17 protein-coding genes are annotated in these 20,539 nt (G+C 45.7%); 8 read left to right on the top strand and 9 right to left on the bottom strand.

Features of this window, described 5'->3' with window-relative positions; all coding sequences use genetic code 11:
* Positions 1–252: 252 nt before the first annotated feature.
* The 5 genes from ATY38_RS08135 to ispB all read right to left on the bottom strand — a co-directional run bounded on the left by ATY38_RS08135 (position 253) and on the right by ispB (position 9,743).
* Complete coding sequence (locus ATY38_RS08135; RefSeq protein ID WP_235590218.1) at positions 253–870, bottom strand: DsbA family protein; 618 nt, start codon at positions 868–870, stop codon at positions 253–255.
* A 4-nt stretch (positions 871–874) separates the two neighbouring features.
* Positions 875–4,285: an EAL domain-containing protein gene (locus ATY38_RS08130; protein ID WP_176767922.1), complete on the bottom strand. Its 3,411-nt coding sequence runs from the start codon at positions 4,283–4,285 to the stop codon at positions 875–877.
* A 5-nt stretch (positions 4,286–4,290) separates the two neighbouring features.
* Positions 4,291–4,713, bottom strand: a complete 423-nt coding sequence (locus ATY38_RS08125; RefSeq protein WP_176492658.1) for a response regulator — start codon at positions 4,711–4,713, stop codon at positions 4,291–4,293.
* Positions 4,714–4,734: 21 nt separating this feature from the next.
* Entirely contained in the window at positions 4,735–8,403 is a 3,669-nt protein-coding gene (locus ATY38_RS08120) for a PAS domain S-box protein (RefSeq protein ID WP_062558862.1), read from the bottom strand.
* A gap of 371 nt (positions 8,404–8,774) precedes the next feature.
* Positions 8,775–9,743 carry an octaprenyl diphosphate synthase gene (ispB, locus tag ATY38_RS08115; RefSeq protein ID WP_062558861.1) on the bottom strand — a complete coding sequence of 323 codons (969 nt, stop codon included), beginning with the start codon at positions 9,741–9,743 and terminating at the stop codon, positions 8,775–8,777.
* Between the two features lie 147 nt (positions 9,744–9,890).
* Here ispB and rplU point away from each other — a divergent pair, with 147 nt between their 5' ends.
* From rplU to ATY38_RS08085, 6 genes are all read left to right on the top strand, one after another.
* Complete coding sequence (gene rplU, locus ATY38_RS08110; RefSeq protein ID WP_062558860.1) at positions 9,891–10,202, top strand: 50S ribosomal protein L21; 312 nt, start codon at positions 9,891–9,893, stop codon at positions 10,200–10,202.
* Positions 10,203–10,213: 11 nt separating this feature from the next.
* Positions 10,214–10,471, top strand: coding sequence for a 50S ribosomal protein L27 (rpmA, locus tag ATY38_RS08105; RefSeq protein WP_062558859.1), 258 nt, complete (start codon positions 10,214–10,216; stop codon positions 10,469–10,471).
* A 108-nt stretch (positions 10,472–10,579) separates the two neighbouring features.
* On the top strand, positions 10,580–11,644 hold the full coding sequence (gene cgtA / locus ATY38_RS08100; protein ID WP_062560150.1) for an Obg family GTPase CgtA: 1,065 nt from the start codon (positions 10,580–10,582) through the stop codon (positions 11,642–11,644).
* Positions 11,638–12,747: a glutamate 5-kinase gene (gene proB / locus ATY38_RS08095; RefSeq protein WP_062558858.1), complete on the top strand. Its 1,110-nt coding sequence runs from the start codon at positions 11,638–11,640 to the stop codon at positions 12,745–12,747. The genes cgtA and proB overlap by 7 nt, the downstream gene beginning before the upstream one ends.
* Before the next feature lie 59 nt (positions 12,748–12,806).
* Positions 12,807–13,928 carry an acetyltransferase domain-containing protein gene (locus ATY38_RS08090; RefSeq protein ID WP_062558857.1) on the top strand — a complete coding sequence of 374 codons (1,122 nt, stop codon included), beginning with the start codon at positions 12,807–12,809 and terminating at the stop codon, positions 13,926–13,928.
* A gap of 51 nt (positions 13,929–13,979) precedes the next feature.
* On the top strand, positions 13,980–14,597 hold the full coding sequence (locus ATY38_RS08085; protein ID WP_062558856.1) for a hypothetical protein: 618 nt from the start codon (positions 13,980–13,982) through the stop codon (positions 14,595–14,597).
* 72 nt (positions 14,598–14,669) lie between these two features.
* Here ATY38_RS08085 and ATY38_RS08080 read toward each other — a convergent pair whose 3' ends face one another.
* Positions 14,670–15,848 (bottom strand): alkaline phosphatase PhoX, encoded by a 1,179-nt coding sequence (locus ATY38_RS08080; RefSeq protein ID WP_074701828.1) that lies wholly within the window; start codon positions 15,846–15,848, stop codon positions 14,670–14,672.
* Between the two features lie 82 nt (positions 15,849–15,930).
* A complete protein-coding gene (locus tag ATY38_RS08075; RefSeq protein WP_062560148.1) occupies positions 15,931–17,505 on the bottom strand; it encodes an FAD synthase family protein in 1,575 nt (524 codons plus the stop codon).
* A gap of 189 nt (positions 17,506–17,694) precedes the next feature.
* On the opposite strand from ATY38_RS08075, the gene ATY38_RS08070 reads away from it, so the two are divergent.
* Together ATY38_RS08070 and ATY38_RS08065 are read left to right on the top strand one after the other, a co-directional pair.
* The gene (locus ATY38_RS08070) at positions 17,695–18,333 is read left to right on the top strand and encodes a calcium-binding protein (RefSeq protein ID WP_062558855.1); all 639 of its coding nucleotides are present in this window, start codon (positions 17,695–17,697) and stop codon (positions 18,331–18,333) included.
* Between the two features lie 437 nt (positions 18,334–18,770).
* A complete protein-coding gene (locus ATY38_RS08065; RefSeq protein ID WP_062558854.1) occupies positions 18,771–19,190 on the top strand; it encodes a YqaA family protein in 420 nt (139 codons plus the stop codon).
* A gap of 75 nt (positions 19,191–19,265) precedes the next feature.
* On the opposite strand, the gene grxD is transcribed toward ATY38_RS08065, so the two are convergent.
* A complete protein-coding gene (gene grxD / locus ATY38_RS08060) occupies positions 19,266–19,574 on the bottom strand; it encodes a Grx4 family monothiol glutaredoxin (protein WP_062558853.1) in 309 nt (102 codons plus the stop codon).
* Between the two features lie 103 nt (positions 19,575–19,677).
* Positions 19,678–20,517, bottom strand: a complete 840-nt coding sequence (gene prmC / locus ATY38_RS08055) for a peptide chain release factor N(5)-glutamine methyltransferase (protein ID WP_062558852.1) — start codon at positions 20,515–20,517, stop codon at positions 19,678–19,680.
* Between the last annotated feature and the right edge of the window lie 22 nt (positions 20,518–20,539).

Raw genomic sequence — 20,539 nt, 5'->3', positions numbered from 1 at the left:
GTTCTAATGATTAATTCATTTCACGACAGAAAATATTTATTGTTATGATATTAATGAATAATTTGGATAAATTCCCCCCTTGCTTTACGACAAGGGTACGCCAATACTTTAATTTTGAACTATGATGGGATTAGTTTGAAAACAGGAGAAAACATACTCAAAGACTCAATCACGTATGCAACTACTTCCAACCACTCGCTATTGAAAGACGATGTAATAATTAAACTAATCTCAGGAAAGGAAAGAATCCGGCTACTTTTCGAATTTGATAGCGCTTATCTCATCCAGCATAGCGCAGTGATTCAGATAATCGATAGCGATGGGAAACACAGCATGGTTGTGCACCAGCCGCAGGGAGGGATAGGAATAAACATCCATGTTTCTTGCCTGTTGAATTTGCTGCTGCAATTCATTTTCCATCGCCGAGCTCGTCAAATCGTCGATAAAGGTTTGCGCGTCCAATCCAATCTCCCGGGCACAGGCGTGCAAGGTCTCTGGCAAAGAGGGATTTTTCGCTTGTTGATAATAGGCGGTCTGAATAGCGCGGATCATTTCCGCCTCGGCATCCGCACGTTGTTTTTTGGCTGCCAGCACTGCCCGGCAAGCCGGATAGGTTGAGCGGATAGGCGTATTACGCGACCAGAAATCCCAATTGAAATAAACTCCGGGAACGGTTTGTTCGATGCGTTGCCAGGCCTGCTGCACCATCTTCTGCGTAGCGGGCGGCATCGGCTCAGTGGTATCCGGAGCGAGCCCGCCCACGACATAAGTAATTTCAACATCCTGCGGCAGATCCCGTTGCAATGCTTCCCAGTTTTGGCTAAATGCGTAGCACCAGCTGCACATGGGGTCATGGATGTAATACAGCATAGTTTTATCCATCTCTTTCATTCTTCGTATTCAAGATTTCTTGTAGGCTTTGATTACGCTTGTTTTCACGGAACCATACCTCAAGTTCTTGCGCCGGTACGGGTCGATGAAACAAGTAACCCTGATAATAATCACAACCGTGCTGATTTAAAATATCCAGTTGCTGCTCGGATTCCACGCCTTCAGCCAGCACATCAAGCTTCAGATTCCGCGCCATGGCAATAATGGTAGCTGCAATTTCACGATCATTAGGGTCATAGGCCAAACCGTGCACAAAACTTTGGTCAATTTTTAATTTATCAATGGGAAAACGTTTTAGATAAGTCAGAGAAGAATAGCCGGTGCCAAAATCATCTATCGCTAAACGTACTCCCAAAGATTTTAGGGTCTTAAGTATTTCGATCGACTGTTCGGCATGCTCCATAAACATACTTTCTGTTAATTCCAGCTCCAGGCAAACCGCGGGTAGTTTTGTCTCCTCCAGTACCTGGCGGATCAATTCGACCAGATTCTCCGATTGAAACTGCCGCACCGATAAATTAACCGCCATAACAAACGGTGGAAACCCTGCGTCCATCCAGGCACGCCCCTGAGCACACGCAGTTCGCAAAACCCATTCCCCGAGCGGAACGATCAATCCGGTTTCTTCGGCAATCGGGATAAATTTTCCGGGAGACACCATCGCTTTATCGGGTGGCTGCCAACGTACCAAAGCTTCGACGCCCATTACTTGGCCCTTTCGTGCATCGATCAAAGGTTGATAATGCAGCACGAATTCGCCGGCGCTCAACGCCTGGCGTAATTGTGTCTCCAGCACCAAGCGCTCATTTGCTGCAATGCTTAAAGCATCGGTATGATAGCGATAAGTATTTCGGCCCTCTTGCTTGGCTAAATACATCGCCATATCTGCGTGCTGGATGAGTTCTGTAACACTATTGGCATCGGTCGGAAAAAGACTGATGCCAATACTGGTATTAATGAATATCTCGTGCCCGCTGGGTAAGGAAAAAGGCGTAGCAAGCAAATCAATCAGGGTTTGCGCTACCATAGCCGGTTCGTTGGAATCTTTGATATCTTCGAGCACGACCAGAAATTCATCGCCGCCCAATCGCGCCAATGTATCTTCTTCGCGCAATCGCTTTTTCAGACGCAAAGCTAACATAACCAGGAGCTCATCTCCGATGGGATGCCCTAAACTGTCATTGACGTTTTTGAATCGATCCAGGTCAAGATATAACGCTGCAATCTGATTGCCATGTCGCAATGTACGTTCAATAGCATGATGTAGCCGGGATTGTACCAATAAGCGATTTGGCAAACCGGTCAAGGCGTCATAGTGTGCAAGATGTGCTAAACGCGCTTCAGATTGTTTTATCTGCGTAATGTCAGCAAACACCCCAACATAATTACAAGGCTCGTTTTTATCATCGAAGACGGTACTAATCGTCAGCCATTGCGGATAAACCTCGCCACTCCTGCGACGATTCCATACTTCTCCACACCAATACCCAGCTTTTGTAAGACTTGCCCACATGACCTGATAAAACAACTTGTCATGACGTCCCGATTTAATAATTTTAGGATTCTTCCCGAGCACCTGGTCTTCACTGTAGCCGGTAATTTCGGCATAAGCGCGATTAATAGCAACAATTCGCGGCTCTAAATCGGTGATCACAACCCCTTCCCGGGTAGATTCGAATACCGCAGCCGCTTGTTTCAATGACTCAGCTGCATACACCTTTTGCACGGCCAAAGCAGTTAGCAAAGCAAACTCATTGATCAGCCCCAGGTCAGCCTGGGAAGGTTCACGAGGTGTCCGGTGATAAATCGCAAAAGTACCCAAAACTTTTCCTGCGTCATTCTTGAAAGGTATTGTCCAGCATGCATGAAGATCGGCTTTACGCGTTAATTCCAGATAAGCTTGCCAATAGGGATGATGATCGATATCAGCCACTATAACGGGTTCACCTCGCCAAGCCGAGGTACCGCAAGAACCTATTCCTTCACCAATTTTCAGTTGATCGATAGCGGCGTTGTAATCATCCGGTAAACTCGGTGCTTCACCATGCTTTAGCCGCCCGGTGTGTTGATCCAGTAGCAAGATCGAAACCAGCATCTCCGGATTAATTGTCTCAAGCCGCTGCGCGATGTCCTTTAGAATAACCGGTAGCGGCTGGTTAGCCACAATCAAATTCAATGCCGATTGATGTGCCTGACGAATTAATTCCTCCCGCTTATGTTCAGTGACATCCAACCAAGCACCAACGACTTCGAGAGGCCTTCCATCCGTGCTTCGTACTAATCTTAATTCATCGTGAATCCAAATGTTTTGGCCATTACGATGCCGGAATCGATAATCATAAGTAAGCTGGCCTAGCGCAAACAACTCTGATTGATGAGTCAATGCCGCTTCACGATCATCAGGATGCACATGTGCACTCCACCAACCCTCAGCCATCACTTCCTCTGGAGTATATCCAAGCAGGCGTTCGATATTTTCGCTGACCCAAGCGAACCGGAATGTTGTCCCCACAATACGTAGGTTATAAAGAATCGTCGGGCTTGCAGCGAGCAAATCCGAAAGACGCAAACTGGTTTTCTTCAAACTAACCCGCTCACGGGCCAATTCCGCTTGATGTTGTACTTTCTCTAATATTGCCGTAGTTTCATAAAGATACCCTGCATGTTTGGATAAATAATCGTCCACACCAAAATGCAATGCACGTGCCACGACAATCTCACTCCCCTGGTCCGTGATCAGCACAATGGGAAGATCCAGTTTCCGTTCGTTACGCAGCAATTTAATGAACTCTAAATCATCCATATCTGCCGTGCAGTACTCGACCAAGAGTACATCAAACTGTGTAGTCTGCTCACTCGGATCAATCGGAAGAAATGCAAGCGCATCATGCACATCAGTTACTGCAGTTAAGTGAATATGGGGCGCGTACAAAGCTAAATGATGACGCATAGGATCGATATCCCTCCCAGTATGCGCGATATACAGCACACGCAGCACCGGTCGATTTCGCTCAACGTTATTGTGAAAATGGTCTAATGAATTACGCAGAATGCGTGGTAGGCGCTCCAGATAATCATCCCGCTTGATCAGATAATCATCCGCACTGGCTTTGAGTGCTGCAATCGCGGAACCCTGATCGCCTGAGCCGGTAAGAATTACAACTGCCGTGGATAACCGTTGTTCCCGCACACGCGCCAGTGCTTCCAGGCCGGAGCCATCCGGCAAAGAAAGATCGGTTAACAACACATCGTAATTTTCTAAGGGAGTCAGTCTTTTCAATCCCTCAGTCAGGGTCGTAACTATTTTCAGTTCTATTTCAGGCGCAGTGCGCGCCAGAGCACGACGAGCCAGATCAGCATCACTGGCGGAGTCTTCAATATACAGAACACGCATCGCAACTATTTCGGCAGTTCATTGATAACACACCAATACAACTCTATTTGCTGCGCCACATCCATAAAATTATCAAAACCTACCGGCTTAACAATATACGAATTAACACCCAAATCATAAGCCACTTGAACATCGCGATCTTCTTTGGAAGTGGTAAGAACAACTACTGGGATACGGCGCAATAGCGGGTGTGATTTTAATGTCCGCAGCACCGTCAGGCCATCTACGCGTGGCATATTGAGATCTAACAGAATCACCGTCGGCAAAGTTTCTCCCGACTCCCAGCGCGGTATCCAAGCAAGTGCCTCTTCCCCATCGCGCGCTACTAAAATGGGATTAGCCAGCTTACGCCGTTGAAAAGCTCGTAATGTCAGATCAACATCAAGTGGATTATCCTCAACGAGTAAAATCGGTGGATACGCGCTCATAATATGTAAAGTACTCCATTACTACGCTTTCAGTATTTTCATCGCAACAGGTAATTCTAAAGAGAAAGTTGCACCCTCACCCGGAGCGCTCTGCGCCCAGACTCGACCACCCATACGTTGCATAGCTTTCTTCACCAATGCCAAACCAATCCCGGTTCCGGGATAATCTTCTAGTCGGTGCAAGCGCTCGAAGATCTCAAATATGCGTTGATTATACTTCATGTCGAAACCAATACCGTTGTCACGAATCCACAGAATCACATGATCTTTATTCCGGCAAGCGCCAAATTCTATTCGCGGACGAGGCAAACCCTGGCTAAATTTGATCGCATTTCCCAGCAAATTTCGTAGCGCCAGCGCCAAACCTTCGCGATCGCCATAAACCTTAAGTGGTGGTATATCAATAATGATCGCAATACGATGCAAGGTAATTTCTTCACCATATTCGGCCAACACCTGATGGATCAATAGCGTTAAATCCAATTCATCGGACTCCAGCTTACACCTTTCCATACGTGAATAAGCCAGTAAATCATCGATCAACTCGTTCATACGCGTTACCCCTGTACGAATGTTGCTTATGAACAAGCGCCCTTCATCGTCTAACCGGTTAGAGTAATCTTCTTCCAGTAATCGGCTGTATCCTTCCACCCCACGCAGGGGCGCTTTCAGATCATGAGACACGGAATATACAAAACTTTCCAATGATTGATTCAAGGTTTTTAATTCTGCAGTACGTTCAGCAATGCGTTTTTCCAAGTCGTTATTAAGTTGTTGCAACGCTGTCTCAGCTTGTTTTTGTTGGGTGATATCCTCGGTAAAAATGACAATACCGCCAATTATATTACTCGTCAGCCAAGGCCGTACTTCCCAGCGAAGCCATTGTATAGTGCCATCAACCCGCACATATCCATCTTCCTCGCTACGAATTACCTCCCCCGCTAGGCACCTCCGATGAATGGCTTTCCACTCAGCACTGATATTCGGAAAAACATCGTAATGACACAATCCAAGCAAATTGCGCTCACCCAGAGAATAATCATTGCACCACCTCTGACTGCATGCAAGATAACGCATTTCCCGATCAAACATGGCCAACGCCGCAGGGGCATATTCAATGAACAATTTAAGCTGCTCTTTGCTCTGTTGCAGCGCTACTTCGGCCAGCTTGCGCACGGTGATATCCTGTACCGTGCCATGCAACGAAATGATTTGATCTTCGGCGTTGCGAATGGCTTCACCCCGAGCAACAACCCAATGGTGACTGCCATCGGGTTTGACTACTTCTGCGTCACATTGATAGCCGATCCCCTCACGCATGCATTTCTCCACAGCTGCAGACAGATTGCTCCAGCTCTCCGCTGTAAAATATTGCGAAACTTCCTGATAGTTTGCCGGCGGCAAATCCAAGTCACGCCCGAATATGTGAAAAATTTCTTCTGACCAAATTTGCTTGTTGCTGTTTAAATCCCAGCGCCAATGGCCGAAATTCGCAATACGTTTGGCATCGTTCAAATTCGCTTCAATTTCTTTGCGAGATTGAATATCTTGAATGATAGTAATGAAATAATCCGGGGTGCAATCTTGCTTCCGTACCAGCGATACGGAGAGACTGACCCAGATAAGACTACTATCTTTGCAGATATAACGCTTTTCCAATGAATAAGTAGAGATTTCACCTGCCAATGTTCGTTGTACATAGCTCAGGTCTGCGTCAAGATCCTCCGCATAAGTGACCTCCTGAAAAGTAAGGAATGTTAATTCGTCATGACGATAGCCCACTAAATCACAGAACTTTTGATTCACTCGTAACCATCTTCCTTCTAAAGAAACTATCCCGATTCCAACGGCCGCCTGTTCAAATGTCGCCTGAAAGCGAACCTCGCTTTCACGCAGTTGTTCCTGGACACGCTGACGCTCGGTTATCAGCCTATTGATTCGCGCGCGTAATTCATCCACGACAAAAGGCTTATTCAGATACTCCTGTACTCCCAGTTTGAGCAGTTCCAACTTGAGCGCCTCATCCACCCTGGCTGTCAACATAATAACCGGCACATCGATCAGTTGTGGATATTGGCGCAATGCCAATATCATTTGATGCCCTCCCATCACCGGCATCATTGCGTCACAGAGAATGACATCGGGAATAGTTTCCAGTGCCTGCTCCAATCCTTGCTGTCCATTGTAAGCGCAGCTCACACGATAATGTTCGCGCAATGTATCAGCAATAAACTGATTCATATCGATGTTATCTTCTACAATCAGAATAAGGTTCTGATTATTATCAGAGACCGGTTCCACGATTAATTCGGGGAATGTGCTTCCTTTTAACCCTTCAACAGCATCATGCAAAATTATTGCATCGAGCGAAGAGGGTTTATCCATCAGTACCGATGTAGCCGGAGCCTTGAGTGACAAAATAATTCTGAATAGCGCTCCTCCTCCTGAAGAATCCTCGAGTGTAACCTTGCCACCCAGTAAGTCGACAAAATCCCTGACAATAGCCAACCCCAATCCAGTACCGCCGTAATTCCGATTCGCAGCGGTTGCATTCTCGACTCGTGTAAATCGCTCAAATACATGCTCACGCATTGCTATTGGAATACCCGGACCGGTATCTCGCACGTCGATCTGCACGTCATGCCGAGTGGAAGTAAGACATAACGTAATGCAACCATTATCAGGAGTAAATTTAAATGCATTTGAAAGCAAATTTAACAATACACGTTGCAGTTTTTCGCTGTCACTCTCTATTACTAATGTTCTTGGGGAAATTATTTTAAGAAGGATATTTCTATCATGCGCCGCTTGCTCGAAGTAACTGGCTGTCATTCTGAGCAGCTTCGCAATATCAAATCTTGCCGCATAAACTTTTGTGCAATTCGCTTCAAATTTAGCCACATCGAGCAAATCAGTCACATGACGATATAGAAGACGAGCATTACGTAGCATTAATTCGATTTCGCGACGCTCTTTAATCGACTTGCCATCCTTGTTCGTAAGCTGGCGCAAACGATTTTCCAATGGCGCGAGAATCAATGTCAGTGGCGTATGCAGTTCATGGCTAACGTTGGCAAAGAATTCTGATTTGAGATGATCCAGCTCGGTCAAGCGTTGATTAGCAACGGATAATTCCTCCAGCGTTGACTTTAATGAACGATTCGCTTCCTTAACTTCAATCGTACGACGCAAAATTTCTGCTTGCATCCGCTCGGCGCGAGCTTCCCCCTTACTCAATTTCGATTGCGCCTCACGAACATCGCTAATGCACTCATGACCGGCAACGAACTCGGTCACATCTTCAATATGGTGGATAATATAGGCTACCCCCCCCTCAGTTCCAAATACAGGCGTATTCACCGGGCTCCAGTATTTGAGCACAAAATGATCGCTGTTGTCCGGTAACGGAATATCGTATTTCTGCACCCCCATGACATCCGGGTGTTTTTTATCGAGCACACGATTCAGAGAAGCACGTAGGTCAGCAACACTTTGACTTGCCGGCTCGTTTGGATTATCAGGAAAAATATCGAACAAACCATAACCAACAATCGTCTGACGATGTGTGCCAGTGGCCTCAAGATATTTATTGTTTACTGCAACAATTGTGAAATTGTCATCCGCCCGCAAAATTAAGTATGGATGCGGGCTCGCTTCAAATAATTGCCGGTAGAATGAAATTTCATGCATAAATATCTCCCAATATGGGGGGTTGCTCAAAAAACACTAAACAATAGCTATCTTTTGATCAGATTTTCAAGCACTGAAGACTTAACTTATTGGTGAGAATTTCCAGATTCAGTATTACAATACAATTACTTGCTTTTATTCTTTACTATAAAATTAGTTAAGGTACTGTAAACAAAGCACTACCGCGGATAATTCAGAAAAACTTGCGCAGAACTTCGGTAAAAGTTTTAATCACTGATTAGTCAGCAAGTACGCCGAATTTGCAAATTGAAAGCTGGTATAACAAATGTTTCTCAGGGGGGTATTTCCTAATGACTCAGATTAGGAAATTTCGACTTAAATGGAAACAATCGACCCAAACTTTAATTACCCTAATGATTGCGTGTCACTGCGAAGCTTGCCAGTTGCAAAAGACATTTTTTATTTTCCGAGTCGGGCAAGGTGGCGATTGCAGCTACTGCAGTTGTCACTTCGGCTTCAGCGCATTTCTTTGCATATTCCAAAGCTGCAGTTTGGCGAATCACATTCAGGACGGGTTGGAAACCATCTTTTCCACCATCTTCGATCGCCTTGCGAATGATATCTGCCTGCTCCTGCGTGCCCATGCGCATGGCATATATCAGAGGCAGTGTAGGCTTTCCTTCAGTCAGATCATCGCCCAGATTCTTACCGATATCATGGTTATTCCCGGAATAATCGAGCATGTCATCTACAAGCTGAAATGCGGTACCTAAATGCATACCATAAACTGCCATCGCATTTTCTTCTTCGGATGTAGCGTTCCCGAGTATCGCCCCGAGCCGACTTGCCGCTTCGAACAATTTAGCCGTTTTAAATCGAATGACCTGTAGATAATTTTCTTCAGAAACTTGTGGATCGCGGCAATTAAGCAGCTGTAAAACCTCACCTTCGGCAATCGTATTAGTCGCATCAGCAAGCACTTGCATCACACGCATATTGTCGACTTCCACCATCATCTGAAAAGCCCTAGAATAAAGGAAATCACCTACTAAAACACTAGCTGCATTACCAAACAGCGCATTGGCGGTTTCCCTGTTTCGTCGTAATTCCGATTCATCCACCACATCATCGTGCAATAGTGTGGCGGTATGAATAAATTCGATAACAGCTGCCAAGTTATAATGAAATTTTCCTGAGTAACCAAAAGCACCCGCAGACAATATAACCAACGCGGGACGCAAGCGTTTGCCACCGCTGTTGATGATATATTCACTCACTTGACGAATCAGCAGGACGTGGGAATGTAATTTTTCCCGAATGACATTATCAACAATGCTCATATCTTGAGCAATGAAGCTTCTAATATATTCTATTGACACAATATTACCTTGTAGAAAACGCTATGTTAGGAATGACAATGCCCAAGTGTCAAGCATAATGATAAATTGTCAGAAATTTTCCACCACAATCAAGGGTTATTTAGGTATAATTCGCGGTTCTGAAAAAGGGAAGCATGGAGTTAAAGTATGTATGCGGTCATAAAAACCGGCGGTAAGCAATATAAAATCCAAGTGGGCGAGAAATTAAAAATAGAGCAGCTGAAAGTGGAAAACGGCAGCGAGCTTATTATTGATCAAGTATTAATGGTGGCTGATGGTGATAAAGTATCGGTGGGAGCACCCCTTGTAAATGGCGCCAAAGTAAGCGCAACAGTGCTCGGTCAAGGACGGCACGACAAGATTCGCATCTTCAAGATGCGACGTCGCAAACATTATCAGAGACATCAAGGTCACCGTCAGAATTACACTGAAATAGAAATTACGGGTATTTCAGCTTAAGGAGTTGATAAATGGCACATAAGAAAGCAGGCGGAAGCTCAAGGAATGGACGCGATTCACACTCAAAACGGCTTGGAGTCAAGCGCTATGGTGGTGAATTGATTTCAGCGGGATCGATCATCATCAGACAGCGTGGCACGCAGGTTCATCCGGGAGAAAATGTAGGCATGGGCAAGGATCATACTTTATTTGCCAAAGTGACAGGAAAAGTAAACTTTAGTATCAAAGGTGCTTTCAAACGCAAAGTAGCAAGCGTCATTCCCGCATAAAGAATAAAGATAGCATAACTCATTTACTCAAAAAGCCCTGTCAGATGTGATGGGGCTTTTTTGTTTGCAGGACAAAATACTACCCAGGAAATTTATACCCCGTTAATTATGAAGTTTTTTGATGAAGCGATTATTCAAGTTTATGCAGGTAAAGGCGGTGATGGGGTCGCCAGTTTCCGAAGGGAGAAATATATTCCCAAAGGCGGACCCGATGGCGGCGATGGCGGACGCGGTGGTAGTATATTTGCTGTGGCGGACCGCAATATTAATACCTTAATCGACTATCGTTTCGCTCGCATTCATCGGGCCAAGAAGGGCGAGAATGGACAAGGTTCAGACCGTTATGGCAAAAGTGCCGATGATATTGTGCTGCGCATGCCGATAGGCACGATAATCAAAGATATCAATACCGGTGAAACCATCGCGGATCTGACTCATGATCAGCAAAAAATTCTTTTGGCCAAGGGCGGATCTGGCGGAATTGGCAATTTGCACTTTAAATCCAGCACCAACCGTGCACCGCGTCAATTCACCCAGGGTGAGCCGGGACAGGAATTGGAATTGAAGCTGGAACTCAAGGTTCTTGCTGATGTAGGGTTACTCGGCATGCCGAACGCTGGAAAATCCACGCTCATTCGCGCTGTCTCTGCCGCTCGCCCGAAGGTTGCAGATTACCCATTTACAACTTTACAGCCGAATCTCGGTGTGGTTCGAGTCGATCATAATCGCAGCTTTGTCATGGCGGACATTCCTGGATTGATCGAGGGCGCTGCCGAAGGCATTGGATTAGGACATCGATTTCTGAAGCATCTGACTCGTACCCGGTTATTGTTACATGTGATCGACATGACACCGCTCAATACAGAAACCAATCTCGTACATGAAGCCCGGGCACTTGCCAAGGAACTGGAAAAATTTGACGAATCTTTATATCAAAAACCACGCTGGCTGGTTTTGAATAAAACCGACATGATGCCAGAACAAGAACGCGACGAGCTATGCCGTCAATTTGTCAACAAATTGGAATGGGAAGAAAATTACTTTATTATTTCCGCATTGACAGGTGAAGGATGCAAACCTCTAATCTATGCCATCATGGAATATCTGGAGCAGCATTTGCCCCCACAGGATGGCAATTCTGCTTTGGAAAATGAGATCCCGAATCAATGTTAAAGCAAGCACGCCGTATCGTTATTAAAGTAGGCAGCAGTCTGGTAACCAATCAGGGCAAAGGGCTCGACCATTCCGCCTTGGCCGACTGGGCAGCACAAATTGCCACGTTAAAACAGATGAATAAAGAAATTGTGCTGGTTTCCTCAGGTGCAATCGCTGAAGGTATGCAGCGACTCAACTGGGAGATCCGTCCTACTGCACTGTACGAATTGCAAGCCGCGGCGGCTGTAGGGCAAATGGGACTGGCGCAAGCTTATGCTTCAAATTTCTCACGATACCATTTGCAAACCGCCCAAGTACTTCTAACTCATGAAGATTTATCCAACCGGAAACGCTATCTTAATGCCCGTTCCACTCTGACCACCTTGTTAAAACTTAATATCATTCCCATCATTAACGAGAATGATACGGTAGCGACGGATGAAATTCGTTTTGGCGACAATGACACGCTAGCGGCACTGGTGACCAATCTGGTTGAAGCTGATGCACTGGTAATACTGACGGATCAGGCGGGTTTATATACGAGCGACCCACGCAAAAATCCGGATGCAGAACTATTAAAGGAAGTCAATGCTGGTGATTCTGCATTGGAAAAAATGGCCGGTGGCGTAGGTAGCAGTATCAGCCGCGGCGGCATGCAAACCAAAGTAATAGCTGCCAAGCGCGCTGCTCGCAGCGGCGCGAATACCATTGTGGCGTCCGGTCACGAAAATAACGTGCTGGTGCGACTGAGTCAGGACGAAGCTATCGGCACACGCTTCCTGGCCAGAGTGCCTGTTCTGGCGGCACGCAAGCAATGGCTGGCTGATTACTTGCCGGTACGCGGTTATGTCACATTGGATCAGGGGGCTGTAAAAGCGCTCTGCGTTGATAGAAAAAGCCTGCTGCCCATTGGAGTCACTAGCGTGGAGGGTGAATTTGAGCGCGGGGAAACGGTAGCCTGCCTCGACGAGCAAGGCAGAGAGATAGCTCGTGGCTTGATAAATTACAGTGCGGTAGAAACACAGAAAGTCCTGCAGCAAGCCAGCAGTAAAATAGAAACCCTATTGGGCTATGTCGATGAGCCCGAGCTCATCCATAGAAATAATCTGGTACTGCTTTAATTTGTAGCTAGAACTATGCACTGAATTTTTCGTCCCGTTGATTTTATCTGCAAAAATCGATGACCATTTCATTCGATAACAGTAACAGCACACAACGCATCGCTGCCATTGATTGGCTGCGTGGAATTGTCATGATACTGATGGCGCTGGATCATGCTTCATGGTATTTCAACACCAACCGGATTTTTGCGGATTCCATCCTGCTGTATGAGCCTGGCGTGCAATTTGCTTCCGATCAATTTTTCACCCGCTGGATCACTCACATCTGCGCGCCAACTTTTATTTTTCTGGCTGGCGCATCCATTGCCATCAGTAATTTCCAGCAACGGCAGCAAGGCATCAATGAGGCGGTCATTGAACGCGAATTACTGCTGCGGGGCGCTTTTATTACCTTGATTGATTTATGCTTGTTTTCTCTGGTTTCTGGCAAACCTATATTCCAGGTGCTCTATGCCATCGGCATCAGCATGATGTTGATGGCTCCGCTACAGCGACTTGGAATCCGCATGGCGCTGTTACTGTCATTGTTAATCATCTTCGGAAGTGAATTATTGCTTATGATACTTTGGCAACCAGGCAGTGAGATTCCGTTCTGGCTGGCCATCACTTTTGCGCCGGTATTCGGCGAAGCTTATACCGTGCTGTACCCGGCATTACCATGGCTGGGTATCATGCTTCTGGGCTGGGTGTTCGGCCAATGGTTCATCGCAACCCCATTCGATTTACGAACAGTAGCACGCCTGCTGATGACCATCGGCTGGTTTATGTTAACTTTGTTTGTAATAATTCGCGGCCTGGATGGTTATGGCAACATGTTCATGCACCTGGAAGGAAATACGCTAATACAGTGGCTGCATGTCAGCAAATATCCGCCGAGTCTCACCTATACTTTGCTGGAACTGGGTTTGATGGCGATTATTTTGGCACTGCTAATGCGTCTGGAGTCTATGAAAAGAACCATCAATCCCAACGGACCTTTGCTAGTCTTCGGGCAAACCGCACTATTCTTTTATCTGACCCACTTCTGCGTGCTGACAGTACTAAAACTCCTATTTGAACGCGGCAGCCTGGAACAAACCTACGCAATCACGCTGGCGGCACTGATCATTCTATATCCAGTCTGCCGTGTTTACCGCTCACTGAAATACCGTTACCGGCAAAGCTTATTGCGTTTTCTGTAAAACGAGCTATGATCGGAGAATGCATGAACAAATATAAAAGGAAACAAATTGATGCGAATAAAAATAATTAATACACTGTGCTTAGGCTTAGTTTTAGCAGGCTTTTTAGCAGGATGCTCAACAACTCAGAAAATAACCAGTTCAGCCAGAACAGCCACTGAACAGTTATTAATAAGCGAAGCGGTGATGCGTAGTATCGCCCAATCATCAGATTTTTCCTTGCCTATTCCTAAAGGCTCGGTAGTTAAGCTTGATTTGTTCGGGATAAGCGGAGATAAGGATTTAGTGAAAGGAGTTGTTGCGGGTTGGCTAGGACAACAAGGTTATATCGCACAAGACGAGTCTGCCACTTATCGCATGAATGTTGTAGTCGATTCTTTAGGAACGGAACACGCCAACACCTTTTTTGGAATTCCTCCAATTTCAGCAGCTTTAATCCCCATTTCGTTACCCAAACTTTCGTTTTATGAAGCAGATTTACAAACAGGGTATGCTCGGTTTCATTTAGACATCTTTGAGATACCTTCCGGTCGTTTCGTAGGTACAACCGCACCGTTTATAGCTGATACACATTTTAATATGCATACCGTGCTATTTTTAATTAAATTCAAAAGAACCGACCTGACATCGCCCCCATCCGTTGGATCTTTCAAGAATATGGTACGCTAACACTCAATGCGGTAACGGCAATTTATCGTTTCCTAAAAGAAATCGGAAGAATTCAGAGAAATGAGGATTACTTTAGAACGGCCCTGTAATTTCATATGTCAGGCCATCCTCGAGTAATCCGGTCTTGCCGCGTATGGAGCTAAAATATAAGCGTGATCCATCCGGACTAAAAGCAGGTCCGGTTATCTCGGAGCTATCCTGATCGACGATTCGCAATATAGGTCTGACTTTACCCTCTGCCAAAGCGACAAGCTGCATATTACCGCCATCTTCAGCAATCAATAGCTCTCCCGCAGCATTGCCCGTAATACTGTCCACTCCGGTAAGTATGGGCTCGAGATACAATGAAGCGTCGTAAATAATCCTCACAGATTGTTTTAGAACATCATACGCCCAAACACGATTATCTCCTTTGGTTGAGAAATAAACGATTCCCCATCGGTACCAGATACCCTCTCCTCCATTAAATGAGGTGCTGACAGAAACTTGTTTACGCGTAGGCACCAAGGTCGCCAATGGATCGGGTACAACATGCCAGTGCACCGCTCCAGTGCTTTTATCCATTACTTCTGCAACTTCCAGCACACCATGATCGAGATCAGGATTTCCTTTCGCATCGATGGTATCAGCAGTGTAGCGATAAAGACGGCCATCCGGTTCATCTTCAGTCAGATAAATTTGTTTTCGTGCGAAATCCACGGCAATCGCTTCATGCCGAAATAAACCTAAAGCGCTTCTGGGTTGCGCCGCCCTTTTCCCGGATGGGTCGCATTCCCATACCATTCCTCTATCGACTTCTTCACATGATAACCATGTCCACCATGGTGTCTTACCACCGGAACAATTACGATCAGTCTGATTTAATATGGAATACGCATCAATCACCTCACCCAGCGGATTGAAGCGTAAAGCACCCACACCGCCGCCGCCATGGTCAATCTCGCTGTTGGATACATAAATCCAACCCCCATCTGCTATACGAAAAACAGCACCGCCATCCGGAGCGTCATGCCAGGCATAGCCAAAAAGTTTTTGCCCTGAGTAGGCCACAATACGGGAAGTAAAACCCGGAGGCAGACATATCCCATTTGCATCTGGTGGTCCCAGGTTTCCCAGGGATAACAATGAAGAAGCTGCAGCTCTGGCTGTTGATGGTAACAAAATGTTGCCAAAAAACGCACCCAGCCCCATAAAGCCGTATTGCAAAAATCTACGGCGATTAACGTCTTTAATATCAAGTTTGCGCATCATCCAACAACCTAATTTTTGGAAAATGCCATACTATGATATTGCCCTTCCGGTACAAGGAACTAATACAACACTATTTCAGCTTCTATTCTGATATATGCAGCCCATTCTTCGCACCGGTATGTTTTCTTCCCGCACCTTCCTGAATACGCATGACTAAATCAGAAGTTGAAATACCGGGGGTATAGGATAATTCCTGAATCATCTCGGCCGGCAACATGTGACATAGTTTATATTTCTCCTGTCGCTCCTGTTCGGAAGCGCAAGCGAACGTGTAAATATCGAAACCGTTCCGCAGCATATATTCCGGCGTAACTCCCGGCGGGGTTTCCGTCATCACGGCATCGACATATTTGCAGGCAGCCACAACCGCGACCCGTTCCGCCTGCTTCATAACCGGTAATTTTCCTTTGTTTTCCATCACGCGCTCGTCAGACACCACACAGACCGTTAAATGCGTGCCCAATGCACGTGCCGCCCGTAAAAAGTTGATATGCCCCTCGTGAAATAAATCAGCTACCATGCGCGTATAGATGCGTTTCTGTACTTGATTCTTCGGCCATGTCGGCATTTCACGGTTTAAACGCACCATCGCATGTTCCATCCATTGACGGCTACGCAATGCAAGGACATCATCGGGGTCTTTCAATACAATTTGGTGTGCATAACACCATGCTTTGGCCAGGTTTCCCAGCAACCAATGTTGTATCAGCCGGTGATATGCGTAACAACGCACCAGCAAAGTAAAATTCTCCAGATTGAGCGCTGACACCACAGTATCCCAGTTGGGATTGGGCGTGCGCCAGTCGCCATAAAATGCCCGCAGAATCTTTTCCGGCTGACGTGGAAACCAAACAGCCCCATACTCAGTGTCTTTCTGAATCAAGTCAAATTTTGGAAAAACCGATACGCGTTGATAGTCATCCGGATAGCCAGGCAAAGCAAAACCCCCCACAATTTGCTTCCCTCTATCTTGCAAACCGCAGACATCCAGCGTAATTCCCAATTCCGGATGCACGTAATCACGATAATTGGCATATTGGATGCGCATCGGTACCTTCTCCCACCCTGCTTGCTCCAGCGCAGCGCAGCAGGCATCCCAGGATTGCATTTGCACCGCGATATCGATATCTTTATCAAAATCCAGTACACAGCCGTTGCGCACTAAACCCAGCAGAGTCCCCGCAAACGGAAATGCGGGAATATCCAATCGAGCTAGTTTCGCGCAGGTGGTCCACAACAATTTTTCCGCTTCACCGGAGGAAAAAACATTCGTCTTGCTTCGTAATGGCTTGGTTTTTTCCTTCTGCGGCGGTATTTTCCCGGATTTAGCCAGCGCCATTAAATGATTTAAAGCCGTTGTAAAATGTAATTGCGATACTGGCAGATCCAGCAAAATAAAACTTGCGGTTCCCAGCACATGCGCCCAATGCGCTTTATAAAAATCACTCTGCACATGGTCATAAATGGCTGCCGCGTAAGCCGGTACTTCAGCCGTGCGCCCGGTACGCATCGCCAAAGAACACCATAAGCGGGCAACGTCCTGAGACAATGGATTCTCACTTCTAAGCCTACCGACTATCTCATCCGCCTCATTGAATTTACCTGCTGCGATCAGATCCCTCCCTTGCAGCAGCCGCTCGCTTAATTTCCGGATCATATGGAGCCCCCCGTTATGCTGGTTTCTATATTTTTTATCATCACTTAAACAAGCCCATTCTGTAGCGATCCCTATCAATGATTGCATTTTAATCATTATTCATTATAATAGGAATCATTCTCATTATGGCTTAATAATGAGACATTAAAAAAATCACATCAATTCAATACATAATCAGGAGATAATATTATGACAGTCAGAACAGAACCTCGCCCGAATCAGGGATCGGGAGCTATTAAATTTATTGATGGTATTGGATTCGACGGTATCGGATCTGCCGGATTTGACGAGAACGATTTACTCATTATCGGTGATGAACTGGATAATATTCTGGAAGGCGGATCCGGTCACGATGAAATCGACGGTGGCGCAGGAAACGATACCATCACAGGCGGAGCCGGCAATGGGATTTTGAACGGCGGCGACGGCGACGATATCATAGATGGGCAGGAAGGTACCGAAAGATTATTTGGCGGCAATGGTAACGACATCTTGCTTGCTGGCGGTAGCGTGCCTGTTAGTCTCGTTGCCCCTGGAGCTGGGGATTTTGACAGACTGAATGGCGGAGCGGGTAATGATACGTTTGGTTTTTATGGCGTCGGAAACTTTGAGATTGCTGATTTCACAATCGGTGAAGATCGCTTGTTTTTTGATTCTGAAGTACTTGGAATCACTCAAGTTTCAGAATTACTTCCGCATATCACCAATTTTGTGGATAACGGCGATGATGGGTTTACTGCTGAATTCCTCGGCGGTGCAGCCTACATTGAGCTAGTTGGTGTAAACTTGAACTCAATCACTGCAGACATGATTGTCTTTACACTCTGATATCACTTGCACCCTATATTATTGATTTCTTAAGTTGATAAATTGCTTCCAGCGTCAGTTGGAAGCAATTTAATATCCTGAAATATGGAATCCTGTTTTCCGGGTAACCACCAACAAGCTTGTAACCGCCTGCGTTCAATCTAATCGCCGAGTCGATTTCATACATCGATTCAAAGCCTCCAGGTTAAATAGCCAAATGTAATTTCTGAGAGCTTTTCTACTCACACGATTCATAATCTATGAGACTACTTAGTTCGGCATTGAACGCGTCTCAGCATCTATCTTCAAAAGCCAGCGATAGAATCGCATCGTTATTGGATGGATAGCCTCCAGAATCCTGACGAATGAGTACCTTGCCATGTTATTCCTTGCGATATCTTTATCGTTGTACAAAATATCAAGTTAAACTATAAAACTTTTTAATTCCGGATCATGTTATGGATGAACAATCGAGTCTGCTGGCATTATTCACCAGCAGTTTCCTGGCTGCCACTCTTCTTCCAGGCGGGTCGGAAGCTGTTCTTGTAGGTGTCTTGCTGGCATATCCTGATCTCCACTGGCAAGCGCTTATTTTGGCAACTATCGGCAATACATTGGGCGGGATGAGTTCGTATCTCATTGGCCGGTTACTACCGGATGAAAAAACATTGCATAAAAAATTGGGTGGCAGTATGCGAAGTCTGGAATGGGTACGCCAGCACGGCACCCCTATTCTGCTTTTATCCTGGGCGCCTCTGATCGGTGATGTGTTATGCGTGGCTGCTGGATGGTTACGAGCCAATTGGTTATGGGCGCTATTATTTATTGCAGTGGGTAAGTTTGCCCGTTATTGGATTATTGCCACGGCAATCAATTAGTGCTAAGCCTCCTTGCACGATTCAGTTTTTTATAGCTGTAAACACCCTGAATCGTGGCTCATTATTCTAACTAAATCAGTTTTCGAACAGTTTCTGCAATTCTCCAGATTGATACATCTCAGTTACGATATCCGAACCGCCGATAAACTCACCATTCACGTAGAGTTGGGGAATAGTGGGCCAATTGGAAAAATCCTTGATACCCTGTCTGACTTCCGGATCTGCCAGAACGTCAACCGAAAAAATGTCATCAACACCACAAGCTTTAAGAATATTCACAGCATTCGCTGAGAAACCACATTGCGGTTGATCCAAAGTACCTTTCATATAAAGCACCACCGGATGTGCAGTAATTTGCTGTTCGATTAAATCTTCAACGTTCATAGTATTAATTTCTCCAAAAGATTATTCCCAAAAGTTTTACACGGAAAGAACAAGAAAACAACTAATTAATTAGTACATTAGAACCATAATGTAATTTTATGGTTTAAATTGACGAACTCAGTTGACCGCCACTTACCCGCATTATGCCAGCCAAATCCGGATAAGAACAAATATTACTAAAATCCTTATCACGTAACAATTGCCGACAAGCCTCAGCCTGATCATAACCGTGTTCCAGTAATAGCCATCCCTCCTTACCCAGATAACCAGGTGCCGCATTAATAATATGAGTAATGCAGGCCATACCGTGTTCCCCCGCGGACAAAGCCATTTCCGGTTCAAATCGCAGATCGCCTTGTTGCAAGTGAGGATCATCCTCAGCCACATAAGGTGGATTTGATACAATCAGATCAAATTTCTCCCCTGAAAGTTCATCAAACCAATTTCCCCTGATGGCATTTAGATTAGCCACTTCCAGAATCTCTACATTGCGTTGACAGACATCGATAGCAGCCGGAGACAAATCAACTGCAATAACTTGAGCTTGAGAGCGATGCTTGGCAATGCTAATTCCGATCGCACCGCTGCCTGTACCCAAGTCCAGCACTTTACAAAATTTTTGAGACGGTATCAGCTCAAGTGCCCACTCAACCAGTAATTCAGTTTCAGGACGAGGAATTAACACAGCCTCCGTGACTTTAAACGTTAAATCGAAGAATGCACGTTCCCCGATTAAATACGCCACCGGCAAGCCTTCAACACGCTGCTGAACCAAGCTGGAAAATTTCTCGAATTGCTGTACAGTCAGCGTTTGATCAGGGTGAGTCAGCAGAAAAGCATGATTCACGGATAACACATGCCGTAGCAATAGAATTGCATCAATACTGTCAATTTCAGAGTATGCCGCAGCCAATGCTTGCGAAATTGTCACAGGTGGTGGCATAGCAATGATTTAGAACGATCAG

The sequence above is a fragment of the Nitrosomonas ureae genome (assembly GCF_001455205.1).
In the GTDB taxonomy this organism is placed as follows: Bacteria; Pseudomonadota; Gammaproteobacteria; order Burkholderiales; family Nitrosomonadaceae; genus Nitrosomonas; species Nitrosomonas ureae.
This window is presented reverse-complemented; position numbering and strand designations above follow the sequence as displayed.